Source organism: Streptomyces hundungensis, assembly GCF_003627815.1.
Lineage (GTDB): Bacteria > Actinomycetota > Actinomycetes > Streptomycetales > Streptomycetaceae > Streptomyces > Streptomyces hundungensis_A.
This window is the reverse complement of sequence record NZ_CP032698.1, coordinates 6199146-6216859: the sequence shown is the minus strand read 5'-3', so window position 1 is coordinate 6216859 and position 17714 is coordinate 6199146. Positions and strand designations below refer to the sequence as shown.

The 17714-nt window shown below is 72.4% G+C and carries 17 protein-coding genes; 8 read left to right on the top strand and 9 right to left on the bottom strand.

The features are described 5' to 3' along the window. Positions 1-24 precede the first annotated feature (24 nt). Together pspAA and DWB77_RS27555 are read right to left on the bottom strand one after the other, a co-directional pair. Entirely contained in the window at positions 25-303 is a 279-nt protein-coding gene (gene pspAA, locus DWB77_RS27560; protein WP_120724102.1) for a PspA-associated protein PspAA, read from the bottom strand. A gap of 19 nt (positions 304-322) precedes the next feature. Beyond that, positions 323-1117, bottom strand: a complete 795-nt coding sequence (locus DWB77_RS27555) for a PspA/IM30 family protein (RefSeq protein WP_120724100.1) — start codon at positions 1115-1117, stop codon at positions 323-325. Between the two features lie 264 nt (positions 1118-1381). Between DWB77_RS27555 and DWB77_RS27550 the strand changes: the two genes are divergently transcribed. The 3 genes from DWB77_RS27550 to DWB77_RS27540 all read left to right on the top strand — a co-directional run bounded on the left by DWB77_RS27550 (position 1382) and on the right by DWB77_RS27540 (position 3971). Next, complete coding sequence (locus DWB77_RS27550) at positions 1382-1978, top strand: DUF3043 domain-containing protein (protein ID WP_120724098.1); 597 nt, start codon at positions 1382-1384, stop codon at positions 1976-1978. 41 nt (positions 1979-2019) lie between these two features. After that, complete coding sequence (locus tag DWB77_RS27545; protein ID WP_174248727.1) at positions 2020-2772, top strand: class I SAM-dependent methyltransferase; 753 nt, start codon at positions 2020-2022, stop codon at positions 2770-2772. A 98-nt stretch (positions 2773-2870) separates the two neighbouring features. After that, positions 2871-3971 carry a S1C family serine protease gene (locus DWB77_RS27540; RefSeq protein ID WP_120724096.1) on the top strand — a complete coding sequence of 367 codons (1101 nt, stop codon included), beginning with the start codon at positions 2871-2873 and terminating at the stop codon, positions 3969-3971. Positions 3972-4012: 41 nt separating this feature from the next. Here the strand turns inward: DWB77_RS27540 and DWB77_RS27535 are convergent, their stop codons facing one another. Beyond that, positions 4013-4222: a hypothetical protein gene (locus DWB77_RS27535; RefSeq protein ID WP_120724095.1), complete on the bottom strand. Its 210-nt coding sequence runs from the start codon at positions 4220-4222 to the stop codon at positions 4013-4015. 80 nt (positions 4223-4302) lie between these two features. Here DWB77_RS27535 and DWB77_RS27530 point away from each other — a divergent pair, with 80 nt between their 5' ends. The 4 genes from DWB77_RS27530 to DWB77_RS38310 all read left to right on the top strand — a co-directional run bounded on the left by DWB77_RS27530 (position 4303) and on the right by DWB77_RS38310 (position 9197). After that, on the top strand, positions 4303-5499 hold the full coding sequence (locus DWB77_RS27530; RefSeq protein ID WP_162952634.1) for a bifunctional adenosylcobinamide kinase/adenosylcobinamide-phosphate guanylyltransferase: 1197 nt from the start codon (positions 4303-4305) through the stop codon (positions 5497-5499). Between the two features lie 30 nt (positions 5500-5529). After that, a complete protein-coding gene (gene cobT / locus DWB77_RS27525; RefSeq protein WP_120724093.1) occupies positions 5530-6615 on the top strand; it encodes a nicotinate-nucleotide--dimethylbenzimidazole phosphoribosyltransferase in 1086 nt (361 codons plus the stop codon). Positions 6616-6696: 81 nt separating this feature from the next. Beyond that, positions 6697-8466, top strand: coding sequence for a phosphatidylglycerol lysyltransferase domain-containing protein (locus DWB77_RS27520; RefSeq protein WP_120724091.1), 1770 nt, complete (start codon positions 6697-6699; stop codon positions 8464-8466). Beyond that, positions 8463-9197: a hypothetical protein gene (locus DWB77_RS38310; RefSeq protein WP_174248633.1), complete on the top strand. Its 735-nt coding sequence runs from the start codon at positions 8463-8465 to the stop codon at positions 9195-9197. Before DWB77_RS27520 ends, DWB77_RS38310 begins: the two co-directional genes overlap by 4 nt. On the opposite strand, the gene DWB77_RS27510 is transcribed toward DWB77_RS38310, so the two are convergent. Further along, complete coding sequence (locus tag DWB77_RS27510; RefSeq protein WP_120724089.1) at positions 9140-9901, bottom strand: hypothetical protein; 762 nt, start codon at positions 9899-9901, stop codon at positions 9140-9142. The genes DWB77_RS38310 and DWB77_RS27510 overlap by 58 nt on opposite strands. Before the next feature lie 69 nt (positions 9902-9970). Between DWB77_RS27510 and DWB77_RS27505 the strand changes: the two genes are divergently transcribed. Continuing rightward, the gene (locus DWB77_RS27505) at positions 9971-10762 is read left to right on the top strand and encodes an adenosylcobinamide-GDP ribazoletransferase (protein WP_428985200.1); all 792 of its coding nucleotides are present in this window, start codon (positions 9971-9973) and stop codon (positions 10760-10762) included. Positions 10763-10789: 27 nt separating this feature from the next. Here the strand turns inward: DWB77_RS27505 and DWB77_RS27500 are convergent, their stop codons facing one another. From DWB77_RS27500 to DWB77_RS27480, 5 genes are all read right to left on the bottom strand, one after another. Beyond that, the gene (locus DWB77_RS27500; protein ID WP_120724086.1) at positions 10790-11614 is read right to left on the bottom strand and encodes an endo alpha-1,4 polygalactosaminidase; all 825 of its coding nucleotides are present in this window, start codon (positions 11612-11614) and stop codon (positions 10790-10792) included. Continuing rightward, entirely contained in the window at positions 11611-12228 is a 618-nt protein-coding gene (locus DWB77_RS27495) for a spherulation-specific family 4 protein (RefSeq protein WP_120728324.1), read from the bottom strand. Before DWB77_RS27495 ends, DWB77_RS27500 begins: the two co-directional genes overlap by 4 nt. Before the next feature lie 113 nt (positions 12229-12341). Beyond that, complete coding sequence (locus DWB77_RS27490) at positions 12342-13778, bottom strand: hypothetical protein (RefSeq protein ID WP_120724084.1); 1437 nt, start codon at positions 13776-13778, stop codon at positions 12342-12344. Next, positions 13775-15325: a GT4 family glycosyltransferase PelF gene (pelF, locus tag DWB77_RS27485; protein ID WP_120724082.1), complete on the bottom strand. Its 1551-nt coding sequence runs from the start codon at positions 15323-15325 to the stop codon at positions 13775-13777. Before pelF ends, DWB77_RS27490 begins: the two co-directional genes overlap by 4 nt. 149 nt (positions 15326-15474) lie before the next feature. Next, on the bottom strand, positions 15475-17508 hold the full coding sequence (locus tag DWB77_RS27480; protein ID WP_246033659.1) for a hypothetical protein: 2034 nt from the start codon (positions 17506-17508) through the stop codon (positions 15475-15477). Between the last annotated feature and the right edge of the window lie 206 nt (positions 17509-17714).

Here is a 17714-nt window from a genome sequence, read left to right as displayed (position 1 = left end):
TAAGGGTCCGGGGGCCCGCCCCCGTCAGCCCGGGATGAGCCCGTCGTCGCTGAGCATGTCCCTGACCTCGTCCAGACTGGCGTCCGGGCCCGGAAGGATCAGCTCGGACGGTTCGAGGGCGTCGTCGGGCAGGGGCGTACCCAGGCGGCGCACCGCGTCGAGCAGCGCGCCCAGGGTCTGGCGGAAGCCCTGCTCGTCGCCGCTCTCCATCTGTTCGAGGAGCTCGTCGTCGAGCTTGTTGAGCTCGGTGAAGTGGCTGTCCGCCAGCTTCACCTGCCCCTCCCCCATGATCCGGACGATCATGAACGTCTCCTGCCGCTCGTCACTGCTTGTCGAAGCGCGGGCTCTGCTGCGGGGCCTGGTCCTGCGGGGTGGTGGCGCCGCCCTCGATGGCCTGCTTCCCGGCGGATCCGCCGCCCATGAGCTCGGCCTTCATCCGCTGGAGCTCCAGCTCCACATCCGTACCACCGGACAGCCGGTCGAGCTCGGTCTGGATGTCGTCCTTGGCGAGGCCCGACTGGTCGTCGAGGGCGCCGGAGGCGAGCAGTTCGTCGATCGCGCCGGCCCGCGCCTGGAGCTGCGCGGTCTTGTCCTCGGCCCGCTGGATGGCGAGGCCCACGTCGCTCATCTCCTCGGAGATGCCCGAGAAGGACTCGGCGATCCGGGTCTGGGCCTGGGCCGCCGTGTAGGTGGCCTTGATAGTTTCCTTCTTGGTGCGGAAGGCGTCGACCTTGGCCTGGAGCCGTTGGGCCGCGAGGGTGAGCTTCTCCTCCTCGCCCTGCAACGTCTGGTGCTGCGTCTCCAGGTCGGTGACCTGCTGCTGGAGCGAGGCACGGCGGGACAGGGCCTCGCGCGCCAGGTCCTCGCGGCCCAGCGAGAGGGCCTTGCGCCCCTGGTCCTCCAGCTTGGAGGACTGGCTCTGCAACTGGTTGAGCTGTAGTTCAAGACGCTTGCGGGAGGTCGCCACGTCGGCGACGCCCCGGCGTACCTTCTGGAGCAGCTCAAGCTGCTTCTGGTACGAGTAATCGAGGGTCTCGCGAGGGTCCTCGGCCCGGTCAAGGGCCTTGTTCGCCTTCGCGCGGAAGATCATTCCCATACGCTTCATGACACCGCTCATGGGCTTCGCGCGCCCCCTTCTGACGGACTCCAGCTCCCGCTGCTGCAACAGAACCCACAGTACGGGCCCTGCATCCATTACCGCACTGTTCGGGCGTCGATGCGCTCATCCCCAAGGACGACTACGTCCGCCGTCGATCCGGCGCAGGGAGTAGGTGACCCTCGGGGGAAGCGCGCGCCGCCCGTCCCTACGGACGCAAGGCGTTGCGGGATCGTTCCCCACCGGCCTGGGGTCCATGCCGGGTACCCCGTACCCTTGGGGATTGTGTTCCGTAGCCGTTCCAACGCAGAGAAGGCCCCCACCGACAAGGTGACGGCGGACCTCTCCCAGAAGTCCCGCGACCCCGAGGCTCCCAAGGGGCGCCCCACTCCCAAGCGGAGTGAGGCCCAGACCCAGCGCCGCCGGGCTTCCACCGTGCCGACCGACCGCAAGGAGGCCGCCAAGCGCCAGCGCGAGGCCCGCCGGGTCGACATGGCGAAGCAGCGCGAGGCGCTCGCCAAGGGCGATGAGCGCTATCTGCCCGCCCGTGACAAGGGCCCGGTGCGCAGGTTCGTCCGCGACTACGTCGACTCGCGGTTCTCGGTCGCCGAGATGTTCCTGCCGCTCGCGGTGATCATCCTGGTGCTCTCGATGATCCGCATCGGCAGCCTCCAGAACCTCTCGCTGCTGCTGTGGCTCGTGGTGATCGTGCTCATCGTGCTCGACTCGGTCGGCCTCGCCTTCCGTCTGAAGAGGGCGCTCGCCGCCCGCTTCCCGGACGAGCCGAAGAAGGGCGCCGTCGCCTACGGCCTGATGCGTACGCTCCAGATGCGTCGACTGCGGCTGCCCAAGCCGCAGGTCAAGCGCGGAGAGCGGCCCTGAGCGGCACACCGTCCGGGTTCACCGGCGCCTCCGGCGCCTGGCTGGAGGGGCTCGGCGGGCTGCGCAACGTCGTCCGCCAGGAGCTCGTCGCCCGGCACCTGGACGAGCAGATAGCCGGGCGCTTCCCGGTGGGCCAGCGGCTGCGCGTCCTGGACGTCGGCATGGGCCAGGGCACCCAGGCCCTGCGCCTGGCCCGCGCCGGGCACTCCGTGACCGGGCTCGAATCCGACCCCGCGATGCTCAAGGTGGCCCGCGAGGCGCTGGTCACCGAGCCCGAGGGCATCCGTGAGCGGGTCCGCCTGATCGAGGGCGACGGCCGCGAGACCGGTGTGCACTTCATGCCGGGCTCCTTCGACGTGGTGCTCTGCCACGGCGTCCTGATGTACGTCGAGGAGCCGGACGCGATGCTGGCGGGCCTGGCCCGGATGCTCGCCCCCGGCGGTCTGCTCTCGCTGCTCGTGCGCAACGCGGACGCGCTGGCCGTGCGGCCGGGCCTGGCCGGTGACTGGGCGGGCGCCCTGACCGCCTTCGACACCGACTCGTACACCAATCGGCTCGGTCTGCCGGTGCGGGCCGACCGGCTCGCGGTGCTGACCCGCACGCTGGACGGGATCGCGGCGCCGCTGCACACCTGGTACGGGGTGCGGGTGTTCACCGACAACGTGCCCAACACGGCCGAACTGCCCGCCGCCGACGAGCTGGAGCGGCTGCTGGCCGCCGAGGACCGGGCCGGCCGCACCGACCCCTACCGCCAGGTCGCGGCGCTGCTGCACCTCTTCGGCGTACGGGACTGAGCCGCGGGTATCCGCCGAGTGGGCCCCGGTCCGGGGCTCCGGTACCTGATCGGGCGCACCGAGGGGCCGTCATATCGGACCAAAGGGATACTCCTGCCATGGATGCATCTCTTCGCGCCGGGCGGGCGCGCCGTGCGGTGCCGCCGCTGACCGTCGCCGTCGCCACCGCCGTCGCGCTGAGCGGCTGTTCGGGCACCGGACCCGCCGCGGCGCCGAAGGCGTCGACCGCCACCTCCGCGAGCTCCGCGGCCCCCCAGCACAGCGGCTCCGGGGGTGCCAACACGCTCCAGAGCGACTACCAGCGGGTCATCAAGGACGTGCTGCCCTCCGTCGTGCAGATCGACGCCTCCAACAGCCTCGGGTCGGGGGTCGTCTACGACGGCCAGGGGCACATCGTCACCAACGCCCATGTGGTCGGCAACGAGCGGACGTTCAAGGTGTCGACCTCCGGCAGCGGTGCGGCGATCACCGCGCGGCTCGTGTCGTCCTACCCCGAGCAGGACCTCGCCGTGATCAAGCTCGACTCGGTGCCGAGCGGCCTCAAGGCCGCCCGGTTCGGCGACTCGGCCAAGGTCGAGATGGGCCAGATCGTGCTCGCCATGGGCTCCCCGCTCGGCCTGTCCTCCAGCGTCACCCAGGGCATCGTGTCGGCGACCGGCCGCACCGTCTCCGAGGGGAGCGCCGGCGGCGGGACGGGCGCCACCATCGCCAACATGGTGCAGACCTCGGCCGCGATCAACCCCGGCAACAGCGGCGGCGCCCTGGTGAACCTGGACGACGAGGTCATCGGCATCCCGACGCTCGCCGCGACCGACCCGGACATGGGCGGCAGCGCGGCCCCCGGCATCGGTTTCGCGATCCCCGCGTCGATGGTCAGGACGGTGGCCGACCAGATCATCAAGAGCGGCAAGGTCACCGACTCCGGCCGGGCCGCGCTCGGCATCACCGGCCGCACCGTGGTCGACGCCGGCTACCAACCGGCCGGGGTCGCGGTCGTCCAGGCCCCGGCGAACGGCGCGGCGGCCCGGGCGGGCCTGCGGCCGGGCGACATCATCACCCGGCTCGGCGACACCGACATCGCCTCCATCACCGCGCTCACCGAGGCCCTGGCGGCCGACAAGCCCGGCCAGAAGGTCCAGGTGACGTACGTCCGCGACGGAGCGAAGAAGACGGCGGAGGTCACCCTCGGCGAGATCTGAGACGGGCCGGGGGCACCGCGGGCGCCCCCGGCCGCCTGGTTTCAGACCTGTTCGGCGTGCAAGCTCATCGGGCCGTAGATCTTCGCGCCGTCCTCGAAGAGGAAGACCTGGTCGGCCCCGCCCTCCACGAGGTCCTTCCACACCTCACCGATCCAGGACTCCGCGTCGCCCTGGGTCGTGAACTCCTCCGGCGCCACCGCCGGCTCGACCTCCGTACCGTCCGACTTCTCGAAACGCCACGTCCACGCCATGTCCGCCTCCTTACGTCACGTTGCTGCCCGCAGCGTAACCGGGCGCGCAAGAGGGCCGGTTACGCGGGAGGATCGTGCCTGTGGAACTGACTCTCCTCGGCACCGGGGCCCCCGCCGGCCTGCCGCGCCCCGACTGTCCCTGCGCCGCGTGCGCCGTAGCCCGCGGAGCGGACGCCCGCGCCGCGACCGCCCTGCTCGTCGACGGCGCGCTGCTGCTCGACCTCACACCCGGCGCGGCGCTCGCCGCCGCCCGCGCCGGGCACTCGCTGGCGGGCGTGCGCCAGGTGCTGCTCACCCACCCGCACGACGGGCCCGCCCTCGAACTCCCCGCCGGGCTGCCCGCGGCCGGCCGGGTGCCGGACGGCCGCAGGCTGTCGCTGATCAGCGGCCACCGGGTGGTGGCCGTGCCGCTGGACTCGCCGGGCACCGGGTACGAGGTGGCCTCCCCCGACGGCGAGCGCCTGCTCTACCTGCCGCCGGGCGGCGCCCCCGCGGGCCCCGCCGAGGTGCGCCCGTACGACATGGTGGTGGCCGATGTCTGCGGGCGCCCCGACGCGCTGGCCAGGCTGCGGGCGGCGGGCGGCATCGGCCCCGCCACCGATGTGATCGCGGTGCACATCGACCACGAGGTGCCGCCGGGGCGGGAGTTGGAGCGCCGGCTCGCCGCGCTCGGCGCGCGGGCGGTGCCGGACGGCACGACGCTGGTGGTCGGCGAGTACCACGCGGTGCCGGACGTGCCGCGCCGGGCGCTCGTCCTCGGCGGGGCGCGCTCCGGCAAGTCGGTGGAGGCCGAGCGGCGTCTGGCGGGCTTCCCGCGGGTCGTGTACGTGGCGACGGGGGGCGGCCGCGAGGGCGACGCCGAGTGGGCGGCGCGGGTCGGCCTGCACCGCGAGCGCCGGCCCGCCTCCTGGCGTACCGAGGAGACCTGTGAACTCGCGCCGCTCCTCGACGAGCCGGGGCCCCCGCTCCTGATCGACTGTCTGGCGCTGTGGCTGACCGACGCGATGGACCGGGTCGGCGCGTGGGACGACGAGAAGTGGGCGGCGGGCGGCGAGCGGGCGCTGAAGGAGCGTACGGCCGAACTCGTCGCGGCCGTCCGGGGCACCTCGCGCACCGTGGTGGCGGTGAGCAACGAGGTGGGCTCGGGCGTGGTGCCGGCGACGGCGTCGGGCCGCCGGTTCCGGGACGAACTGGGGCGCCTGAACGCGGCGTTCGCGGCCGAGTGCGAACAGGTGCTGCTCGTCGTCGCGGGTCAGGCGCTCCTGCTGCGCGGCTGATGTCCACCCGCTGGCGGTACTGTTCGGCAGATGAGCAGGCTGAACCTGGACGACTTCTCCGATCTGATCGAACGCCCCGACAACGGCGTGCGGCGTGACGCCGAGGAACGCCGGGAGCGGCAGAGCGTGCCGCCCGGCGCGCTCGGCCGGCTCGACGAGCTGGCCACCTGGCTCTCGGCGGCGCAGGGCGCCAACCCCGTCAGGGCCGTCGAGCGGCCCCGCGTGGTGCTGTTCGCGGGCGACCACAAGGTGGCCGGGCTCGGCGTCTCGGCCCGTCCCGCCGCCTCCGCGCACACCCTGGTCCGCTCCGTCCTGGAGGGCGAGAGCCCGGTCGCGGTGCTCGCCCGCCGCCAGGGCGTCCCGGTCCGGGTGGTCGACGCCGGTCTCGACTGCGACCCGGCCCTGCTGCCCGAGGACGTGGTGCGCCACCGGGTGCGGCGCGGCAGCGGCCGTATCGACATCGAGGACGCGCTCACGGTGGAGGAGGCGGAGGCGGCCGTACGGCTCGGCGTGCGGATCGCCGACGAGGAGGCCGACTCCGGCACCGACCTGGTGGTGCTCGGCGACCTCAGCGTGGGCGGCACCACCCCGGCGGCGGTGCTGATCGCGGCGCTGTGCGGGACGGACGCCTCGGTGGTCACCGGGCGCGGCGGCGCCGGGATCGACGATCTGGCGTGGATGCGCAAGTGCGCCGCGATCCGTGACGCGCTGCGCCGGGCGCGGCCGGTTCTCGGCGATCAGCTCGAACTGCTGGCCGCGGTGGGCGGCGCGGACCTTGCCGCCGCCACGGGTTTCCTGCTCCAGTGTGCGGTGCGCAGACTGCCGGTGATCCTCGACGGGGTCGTCTCGTCGGCCTGTGCGCTGGTCGCCCAGCGGGCCGCCTTCCGGGCGCCGGACTGGTGGCTCGCTGGCCAGTCGAGCGGCGAGCCGGGCCAGGCGAAGGCGCTGGACCGGATGGCGCTCAACCCTCTGCTCGATCATGGCGTCACAGTGGGCGAAGGAACCGGGGCATTGCTCGCTCTTCCCCTCGTACAAGCCGCGGCCGCCCTGGCCGCGGAGCTGCCCGAGCGCGCCGACCAGCGCACGGACGGCACGCAGGAGAGCGTCGAGGAGTGAGTCACGGCAGCGCCGGGGGGCCTCCCCCCTGCGCTGCCCGCGGCCACTGCGAAACGCCTTGCCCCCATATCATCGCGTTTCATGGGAGAAGTCCGCTTGAGCACCACTGAAGGAACGAACCGGAGCACCCCCCGCTCGCGGACCGGCGCGGCGTTCGCCGTCTGGTACCTGCGCGTCGTGACGTTCATCAACTTCCTCAGTGCCGTGTGGGTGACCCTCGGACAGGGGCTGCGGCGGCACAACACGGACGACTACTTCACGCCGTATCTGCTCGAAGCCGGCTTCACCTCCGGGGTGGTCACGCTCTTCCTCGCCGTCACCATGCGCCGCCGCAAGCGGGCCGCCTGGATCCTCAACCTGGTGCTCGGCGGGCTCTTCCTGCTGCTCTGCGCGTACGTCATGGCCCTGCCGGGGTTCCACCGCTACCTCCAGAACTGGATCTCGCTGGGGCTCACCACCGCCTTCGTGGTGGCGCTCCTGGTGGGCCGCCGCGAGTTCTACGCCAAGGGCGACCGCTCCAACCCGCTGGCCGCGGTCGTCACGGCCGTCGGCGGGCTGCTCGTCACCTCGCTGATCGCGGCGGTCCTGGTCAGCGCGACCAACACCTATGACGGCACCGACCAGTCGACGTTCCTGCGCCGCTGGCGCTACGGCCTGATGCGTCTGGTCTTCCTGGTCCCCGACGACCGGCACACCCAGGGCGTCACCACCCCGGGCTGGGTCAACGTCACCATCAACGTGCTCGCCACGCTGCTCCTGATCGCGGTCGTCTACGCCGCCTTCCGCAACCGCAGGGCCGTGGACCCGCTCACCGTCGAGGACGAGGAGAAGCTGCGCGCGCTCCTGGACAAGCAGGGCGAGCGCGACTCGCTCGGCTACTTCGCGCTGCGCCGCGAGAAGGCCGTCATCTGGTCGCCCACCGGCAAGGCCGCCGTCACCTACCGCGTGATCAACAGCGTCTCGCTGGCCTCCGGCGACCCCATCGGCGACCCCGAGGCCTGGCCCGGCGCGATCGAGCCGTGGCTCGCCGAGGCCCGCGCGCACGGCTGGATCCCGGCCGTCACCGGCGCCAGCGAGGAGGCCGGGCAGATCTACGCCCGGCACGGCCTCGACGCACTGGAGATGGGCGACGAGGCGATCGTGGAGACCGCCGAGTTCACCCTGGAGGGCCGCGCCATGCGGACCGTGCGCCAGGCGTACAACCGGGTGAAGCGGGCCGGGTACGAGGTGCGGATCCGCCGCCACGCGGACATTCCCGCCGAGGAGATGGACGAGCTCCTGCGCAAGGCCGACGACTGGCGCGACGGCGCCACCGAACGCGGCTTCTCGATGGCGCTCGGCCGGCTCGGCGACCCCGCCGACGGCCAGTGCATGATGCTCGAATGCTTCGACGGGGACGGCGAGTTGAGGGCGCTGCTCAGCTTCGTGCCCTGGGGCCCCGAGGGGCTCTCGCTCGACCTGATGCGCCGTGACCGTGACTCCGAGAACGGCCTGATCGAGTTCATGGTGATCGAACTCCTCCAGCGCGCCAAGGAGATCAGGATCACTCAGGTCTCACTGAACTTCGCGATGTTCCGTTCCGTCTTCGAGCGCGGCTCGAAGCTCGGGGCGGGACCCGTGCTGAGGCTGTGGCGCTCGCTCCTCAGCTTCTTCTCCCGCTGGTGGCAGATCGAGTCGCTGTACCGGTCCAACGCCAAGTACCGGCCGATCTGGGAGCCACGGTTCACCTTGTTCGAGAAGAGCGCGGACCTGCCGCGCATCGCCATCGCGTCCGCGCGCGCCGAGGGCTTCCTGGAAGCCCCGGGCCTGCCCAAGTGGCTGCACCGCAGACACCTGGAGTCGCAGAGATGAGCGGTGGGGCCAGGGGCGGGGTGCGCCGGTTCGCGGAACGCGAATGGGGGCCCCTGCTCAAGACCGTGTCGTACGCGCTGCACACCCAGCGCTGGCGGGCGATCGGGCTGACGCTCTCGGCGGTGGCCCTCACCTCGGTCTTCCAGATCATCCAGAACCAGTCCTGGGGCTTTCGGCCGATCCAGATCATCGGCTCGGTGAAGGCCGAGTACCCGCTGTGGATCTCCCTCCTGCGCACCCCGTTCTCGCTGTTCGTGCCGGCCCTCGACCTGCCGGTGTGGGGCGCGCTCGCCCAGGTGCTGCTCGTCTTCGGCGTCGCGGAGATCTGCATCGGACGCGGGCGGATGCTGCTCATCGCCTACGCCGCGACGCTGGCCGGCACCCTGTACGCGCGGGTCGGCATCCACATCGGGCCGGACAGCGTCTTCGGCCTGCCCGCCTCCGCCGCCGAGATGGTCGACACCGGCCCCTCGGCGGCCGTCGTGGCCCTCGCGGTGTACGTGTGCTGGCGCTACCGGGCGTACTGGACGGCCGGGGTGGTGGTCGCCTCGATGGTGCTCGAAGTGGTGCTCAAGAACAACCTCGCGGGCAAGGAGCACATCGCGGCCCTCCTCGCGGTCGCCGTGATCTGCTGGGTCACCTGGGTGCGGCGCAGGAGGCGACGACGCGACCGTCATGATCGCGGGCGGCGCACCGGGAGCTTGTCGGGTGCGCCGCCGATCCAGTCCTGAAGCCGACGGCGCGGCGCCGACCAGCGCCGGTCGTGACGGTAGGCCCGCATCCCCGCCCTGGCCCTGGCCCGGGGCCGTTTGCGGTAGAAGCGCCGGGCCCACGGGGAGTCGGGGCGGGCGAGCCGGATCGCGCCGAACAGGGCCACGAACGGCACGAAGATGCCGAGCACCGAAAGCCGCACCTTGCCCTTGAAGAGCGCGATCAGCACGAAGCAGAAGTTGATCGCCATCGTGGTGATGAACGAGGCGCGGTCCTGCCGCTCCCCGGGGCTCACGTCATTGACGCCGAGCGGTGAGAACCCGGCCAGCACCAGCGTCATCAGGGCGGCGGTCAGCACCACGACCTCGACGCTCTTGCGCCCGTTCTCGGTCCAGTACACGTCGTCGAGGTGCAGGATCAGCGCGAACTCGTCGAGGACGAGGCCCGCGCCCATCCCGAACAGGACGGCGAAGACGGGAGCGGCGATGCCGTGCCGGCCGCTGCCCACCGCGCCGAAGCCGCCGACGATGGTGAGGATGACGCCCGGCACCACATGGTGGATGTGCAGCCCGCCGGGCCTGATGTTGCGGAACGGGCCGCGCCCGGCCCGGATCAGACGGGTGATGGAGCGCGTCACCACGAACGTCACGACGAACGCGGCGAGTGCGAGCAGCATGGGCAGCTTGCCCGGCTCGGTGATGTTCCGGTAGAACCAGTGACCCATCCCACCCGCTCCTGTTTGCGCTGGTATGCGCAATTTACCGCCGGGGGCGGGCGAAGCGCTCAAGATAGCCTGCGCCGGGTGAACCCAAGCACGGCCCTGCACGGCGTACGTTTCGCCTTCGGCACCCTCACCGTCTTCCCCGCCCGCATCACCCGGTGGGACCGCGCCACCGCCCGCGCGGGGATGACCCTCGCCCCGCTCGCCGGGCTCGCCGTGGGCCTGTGCGCGGCGGCCGCGGGCGCGGGGCTCCGGGCGCTCGGGGCGGGGGCCCTGCTTGCGGCCGTGGGGAGTGTGGCCGCGCCCGCCCTGTTGACCCGGGGTCTGCATCTGGACGGGCTCGCCGATGTCGCCGACGGCCTCGGCAGCGCCAAGCCCGCAGAGGAGGCGCTGCGCATCATGAAGCGCAGCGACATCGGCCCCTTCGGCGTGGTCACCCTGCTGTTCTGTCTGCTGGCCCAGATCGCGGCGCTGTCCCGACTGTTCGAGGACGGCTGGGCGCGGGGCGCGGCCGGGGCCGTCGTCGCGGCGCTGACCGCCCGCACCGCGCTGACCCTCGCCTCGCGGCGCGGGGTCGCGGCGGCCCGGCCCGACGGGCTCGGCGCGGTGGTCGCGGGCACGGTGGCGGGGTGGGGCGCGCTGGCCGTGGCCGCCCTGGTGACGGCGGTCTGCGCGGGCACGGGCGGCCTGTTCGGGCCCTGGTCCGCGCCGCACTTCGCGCTGGCCGCGGTGGCCGGGCTCGGGGCGGCCGAGGTGCTGCTGCGACGGTGCCTGCGGCGCTTCGGCGGGGTGACGGGCGATGTGTTCGGGGCGGTCGCAGAGGGCTGCGCGACGGTGACGCTGGTCGCCCTCACGCTCGGCTGAGCTTGTCGTTGAACGACGAGCTCAGCCTCAGCAGGGGTCGCGCCAGACCTGGAGGTCGTACTTCTTCGCCATCGAGCTGAGGCCGAGCTTCTTCGACTGGGCGCAGAACCGGGCGGGCGGGAGTTCGTACTCGACGTGGAAGACGGCCTTGCCCGCGGCGACGAACGGGGTGAGCCGGTCGCACTCGTGGTACTGGGCGCACTGCTCGTTGACCGCGAAGTCGAAGTGGGCGAGCAGCGGCGGGATCTGGTCGAGGTCGTTCTTCAGGCCCACCCCGAGCCCCCGGTCGTGGGCGAGGCGGGCGACCAGCTCGTTGTAGCGGAGCTGGTCGGCGGCCTTGAGGGGGAAGCCGGTGTCGTTGCGGTAGCCGTCCATGTTGTCCGGTTCGACCGCGTCGAAGCCCTTGGCCCGGCACATGTCCAGACGGGCGGCGACGAGCGGCTCCAGGACGTCGGTGCGGCGGATGTCGAGCCAGCGCTCGCCGTCCCAGCCGTTGCCCTTGCCGAGCACGTCCTTGGGGAACCGCGCCGCGTCGGGCCGCCAGTTCTCCCAGGCGCCCGTCGAGACGTAGCAGATGACCTTGCGGCCCCGGCGGTGCAGATCGGCGACGGCCGCCGCGCTCTGGTCGAAGGCGTCGATGTCGTACACCTGGACGTCCACGGTTGCGTCGAGGGTGCCCTTGAGCTGCCACTGCCAGGTCAGGCCCGGCTTCGGCTTCCAGTGCGGGCCCGAGGGGGCGGGAGGCCTGGTGCTCCCGCCGTCCGCGCCGTCCCCCTCGTCGGGCCCGTCCGGGGAGGAGGTGCACGCCGCGAGCAGGAGCAGCGGGGCGAGCAGGAGGAGCGCGCGTCTCACCGGGCGGGCTCCGGGAGGTGCGGCAACGTGCCCCAGGGGTGCGGGAGTTGACCGGGAACCAGGCAGTGGACCGGGGCCTGGGCGACCGCGTCGGGCGGCGCCTCGTACACCAGGTGGCAGGTGTCGGGTCCGGCCGTCCCGGTCGGCCGGTACGCCGACCAGGGGCCCTCGAAGGTGACGAGGAGGTCGGCGATCCTGGCGTAGCCGGGGTGCGGGTCGGCTCCGTGGTTCAGGACGAGCGTGACATAGGTGTCCTGGGTGGCGGCGAGCGCGGTCCGCAGGTCCGCGTAGTACGGCAGTTGCTGGGCGTTGGTGGCCGCCTGGTCGAGGAAGAGCCCGTGCACCCCGTACCACTGGTGGTGGCGCACCGCCTCGCGCACCACGTCCTGCGGCGGGCGCCGGCCGTAGGCGGTGTCCACGTAGCCGAGCACCCGCACGCCCGCCGAGCGCAGCCGGCCGGCCACCGCGGCGAACGCGGCGTCGGGTGAACTCCCGGGCCCGCTGGCCGGGTTGAGGACGACCCCATACAGCGAGGGCGCGGCGGCGATCAGCGCGTCCCAGGCGTCGGGGCGCTCGGCCGGGTGCTCGTAGTAGGGCACCAGGAGTCTGCTCATGTGCTGCCTCGCAGCGCGCTCGGGGTTCTCGGAGGGCTCGGTGGGGGGTTCATGGGCGGTGGGGTTCATGGATGGCTGGGTTCATGGGCGGCGGCGTTCATGGGCGGCGGCGTTCATGGGCGGTGGGCGCTCGCCCTTCCCAGTAGGACACACGCCATGGCGGCCAGCAGCGCGACCGCGCCGCCCGAGACCACCAGGCCCGCCTCGGGCGGCGCGCCCAGGAGCAGGGCCAGGGTCTGTGCGAGGGCCGCCGCGCAGCACACCACGGCCGCTCCCGGCGCCGCCCCGAACGACTGGAGCAGCAGCCCGGTCCACAGCACCGCGCCGATCATGAGCAGCGTCGCCAGACGGATGCCGCTCAGTGCGGGGGCGTCCGGCCACAGCCGGGTGCCCGCCTCGGCGAGCGCGGCCAGGGTCAGGAGATAGGCGAGGAGGCAGAGCGAGACGGTGGCCGTCACCGAACCGCGAAATCCCCGCGCGCTCGACGTGGCGCGCAGGCCCGCGAGGCTCTCGGCGCGGAAGCGGTGCAGGAGCCATTCGGCGGGGCCCATGCTCAGCGTGAGGGCGACCGCGGACGGCCCGGCGACCATGCCCGTGGAGTCGTGCCGAAAGAGGTCGCCGAGGGCGGCGTACAGCACGAGGATGCCCGCGCCGAGGCCGAACAGGCCGTACGGGACGGAGGCGGCGAGCCGGGGCGAGACCGCGCCCCGCGGGCCGGGCCCGGCCGTCTCGCCGCGCAGCGCGAGCACGGCGAGCGTCACCGCGGCGAGAAGCGAGCCCAGGAGCAGCGCGGGGCCCACGGTGGCCGCGACTGCCGGTACGAGGCCGAGGGTGAGGGGCAACAGGGCCCAGAACAGCGGGCGTTCGCGGCCCAGCACCAACAGCGTGGTGGCCGCCGCGAGGTAACAGCACTGGCCGGCGGCGAACACGGCGGCGTCCAGGTCGTTCGGGCCGGCCGCGGCGACAGCGGCCAGGGCGCTGAGCGCGGCGCCGAGCGGGGCGCCCAGGCGCAGCGCGCGGACGGCGGCGGGGCGGTCGGCGAGGCTGAGCCAGGAGTGCGCGCGGTGGGAGAGCGACTGGTTCCACACCCAGCCCGTGACGGTCCCGGCGAGCAGGGCGAGCGTCCCGGAGGGGAGGCCGAACTCGGCGGGCGGCCCGGCCAGCAGGGGCGCCCCCAGGACGTAGGCGAGGCCCGGCAGGGCGAAGACGAGGCCGCGCAGGAGGCAGGAGCCGAGGTGGGTGTGCCAGGGCTCGGGGGGCGGGGCCGGGGCGGCCGGGTAGTGGCGCTCGACCCGGCCGTAGAGCTCCTCGGCGAGCGAGAAGGAGTCGGGATGGCCGTAGACGGCGTGTATCCGGGCGTCGGTCATGCCGTCGGACTCCATGATCGCGGCTATCTCGTCCGGGTGGACGGCCACGGCTATCAAGTCCTCAAGGCGCAGGGCGAGTTCGGCCACGGCGTCGCCCTCGGGCGACCGGGCCGTGCGCTGGCGGGGGATGAAGGGCAGGGTGTCCTGCCCCTCCTCCCCGCCGATCCACAGGGATCCGCTCATCGGGCCACCCCGCCGAGCGTGCCGGCCGCCCCGTCGTGGGACAGCTCGCGGTACCAGGGCGCCGCGAGTTGCAGCGTCCAGTCGTCCTCGGGCCTGAACTCGGCCCGCGCGGGCTCGGGTTCGAGGTGTCCGGCCAGTTCCCGGTAGATGCGGCGGAAGCCGTCCACCGACCGGTGCAGGGTGAACTTGTCGATCACGCGCTGACGGGCGGCGGCGCCCAGTTCGGTGCGGCGCGCGGGGTCGCGGAGCAGTCCGATGGCGGCTTCGGCCATGACGGCGGGCTCCCGTGGCGGCACCACGAGCCCCGCGTCGCCGGCCGCTTCCCGTACCCCTCCGACGTCCGTGGAGACGGTGGCCCGCCCGCAGGACATGGCCTCGATCAGGGAGAACGGGAAGCCCTCGCTGATGCTGGAGAGCATCACGACGCTGCCCGAGGCGTACGCGCTCGCGACGTCCGTGACGCGGCCCTCGTAGGAGATGCCGTCGGTGACGCCGAGTTCGGCGGCCAGCTTCTCCAGACGGGTCTTGTAGTCCTGGCCGCCGGCCGGCACTCCCCCGTACAACCGCAGCCGGGTGTCGGGGAGTTCGGCGCGCACGATGGCGTACGCCCGGATCAGGGTCTCCAGGTCCTTGATCGGGTCGATGCGCCCGCACCAGCTGAGGGTGGGGATCGCCGGGTCGGGTCCGGCGTGCGGGAACAGGTCGGGGTCGACGCCGTTGTAGACGGTGCGGATGCGCTCGGAGGGGGCGCCTCCGCGCTCCTCCCAGCGGCGGTTGTACTGGTTGCAGGGGGTGATGAGGTCGGCCTTGCGGTATCCCAGGGTGTTGAGCTCCCGGTAGAAGCTCAACAGCACCGCCTTCACCGGCCAGCTCTGCTGGGCCGTGCGGTAGCCGAGATAGCGTTCGCGCAGGTAGATGCCGTGTTCGGTGAGCAGGAACGGCACCTGGTCGAAGTGCTGCGCGGCGAGCGCGGGCAGCGTGGCCAGGCCGCTGCTGACCGCGTGCGCCACGCTGTCCGCCGGGATGCGGGCGGCGAGCGGGCGCAGGGCGTGTTCCAGGAGGTCGGTCGCGGTCAGGGCGTCGTGCACGGTGGGCCGCGCCCGGGAGAGCGCCAGGTGCGGCATGCTCCAGATCCACATGAGCGACTTCAGCGCCGCCTCGGAGCGCAGCGCCGCCGACAGGCGCCCGGCCCGGGCGAGTTCGGCCAGGCCGTACAGGGCCGAGGCGAAGTCACAGCCGGACTCCGGGTCGAGCAGGGCGAGCAGGAAGCGTTCGTAGGTGTCGGTGAACCGGCGCCGCTCCTTGCCGAGGAGCGGCCGGCGCCTGCCGGGCTGCGGCCCCCACAGCGCGAAGGCCGTGTGCCGGTAGACGTTGGCGGGAAGCTCCCAGGTGACCGGCTCGCGGCCGCTGCCGGTGAGGGCGACGACCTGGAAGTCGACCTCCGGCATCCCGCGGACGAGCTGATCGCACCAGGTACTCACACCCCCGTGAATATGCGGATATGTGCCCTCTGTGAGCATGGTGACATGACGGCCACTGCTCGGCATGAATGTCCCCCCAGGACAAGCGGTCGTGCGTACAAGGTCTGTCCGGCGGGTCCCGCCCCCGGGACGCCCTGTGGTTCACGGCGTCCGGGTGCCGGGCCGCCGACGGGCGACCGGACCCGCCGGACAGACCCTGGCGATCGAGCGGTCGGTCAGGCCGGCAGCTTCAGCGTGATCGCCGACTGGAGCGCCTCGGGCGAGGTCCAGTCGGAGCGCTCGCCCGCGTACGGCGTCCCGAAAACGGCGGTGCCGAGGAGCAGTTGCTTGACGGTGCCCTCCGGCGCCGTGACCGGGGCGGCCACCCCCTTCGGAGCCTGGACGGTCACGGCGGTGCCGATCCGGTAGGCGGTCACCGAACCGGACGCGAGCGCCTTGTCCCAGGACGCCCGGCGGCCCAACTCGGTTCCCGCGTCCTTCTCGCGCAGGTTCACGATCGGCGCGTTGTCCGCGTACAGCGCCTTGTAGTCGCCGAGGATCCGGTCGAGGACCGGGTAGAGGATCCGCTCCTCGGCCAGGTTCGACTGGTGGACGTACGTCGGGCGCGGGTCGTTCCACAGCACGTGCGAGAGCGCGGTCTTGGCCTCCCGCGGCACGATGTACGACGCGTAGCCGGTGGCCGTGTCCAGCGGTGCGGGCATGCAGGTGGAGGCCGGGTTGTCCTCGCAGACGCCGCTTCCGCCGTTGGCCCGTGAGGTGTACAGCCAGTTGTACTCGTCGGTCATCTCGGCGGCCTTGCCGACGTTGTAGTACACGTTCATCGGGTGCCGGGGCACCGTCTGGGTGGCGCCGACCGCGCGCTGGTCCGGCTCGCGCGAGGCGTCGCTGCCGGCCCATTTGATCCCGTTGTCGGCGAAGGCGCCCGCCAGGTTCGGGTTGTCGTCGGGCTGCTGCGGCAGGACCTTCATGCCGGAGTGCTCACCGGTGACGATCTCGCTCTTGTCGACCGGGAGGCCCTTTTGGACGGCCCAGTTGTAGTTCTGCGAGATCTGCGCCGAGATGTCGGCCCGGCTCATCCACTGGGTGCTTCCGTCGGCGTTCTTCTTGCACTGCCACGGCACGACGGTGTTGTCCTGGACGCAGCCGAGGAACTCGTGCGTGTAGGTGTGGTTCATCCAGCGGAACTTGGCCTTGTCGGCCAGGAGTTGGGCGGTGAGCGCGTCGGTGCCGCCGTTCTCCGACTTCCACTCCTCGCCCGAGCCCGCGTTGAAGACCATGTCGAGCGTGAAGCCGCTGGTCTGCTCCCACTGCGCGGCGTACTGGGCGTCGGCCGCCGTCATCCGGATGTCCGTGCTCGCGGCGCCGCCCGCGGGGCAGTCGAAGTCGCCGGGCGTGCAGTTGTTGACGGTGTCCCAGCGGGCGTCGGGCGCGAACACGTCGTCCACGTGCATCGACAGGTAGTTGTGGCTCTGCCCCAGGTGCACGCCCTGGGTGACCCACTCCACCATGCCCTTGGCCAGCGCCTGGAACTGCTGCTGGTACTGGTTGTAGGCGAAGGTGACGACCAGCTCGCTGCGGCCGTCGTGGGCGTACTGGCCGAGCATGCTGCCGCCGGTGGGGGCGTCCAGATAACTGGTGAAGCCGTCCCGGGGGTGGGCCGCGTAGCCGTAACTCTCGGGCACCGCCGGGTCGTTGTCCTCGAAGGTGAGCGGCCCGTCCAGATAGCCGAAGGCCGCCGCCTTGCCGGCCGCCGTGAGCTGCGTCTTCGCTCCGTCCAGGACGCCGGACCAGCCGCCGTTCTGGTCGGTGTAGTCGAGCCCGACCTCGGGGTGGGCCCAGGTGTAGGCGTCGATCTGGCGGATCCCGAAGGTCTTCTCGTAGGCGGCCAGAGCGGCCTGTTCGGGAGCGTCGGCGGCGCCGAACGGGATCTCGTTGGGCGCGATGACGCCCTGGAACTTGGCGTGCGGACGGCCGCTGATGTAGTCGCTGAGGAACGCGGCGTTGACGGTCGGCCGCCCCGCGGCGCCCAACGCGACCGTCTGGTACGGGACTCCGGTGTTCTTCAGCTCGGCGACGAGGGCGCCGACCGCGCTCCCCCCGTCGTCGAGGACCAGCACCTTCAGATCGATCCTCGGCAGCACCGTGGCCGCCGCGCCCGCGGCCGGAACGGCCGTGCCGAGCAGGCCGGTTGCCAGCAGCGCCGTGAGCGCCACCCGCGATCTGGCCAGTTTCAAGGCCTTCGCCTTCATATGTCCCCCCTCATGAGGCTCTCCGCACACGGAACGCGCCGGGAGAGCCTGTGGTGATGATGCAAAGGGGCACCGTGTCCCCTGTGCCCGATCGAGGTGAGTGTGACGGAGCTCTCAGCGAGAATGCGGGCCAAACATGAAAGAGACACCACGGATGAGTGAATTACCGCCGCCGCTATCGAACTCCGTCACCGCGCGTAGGCTCG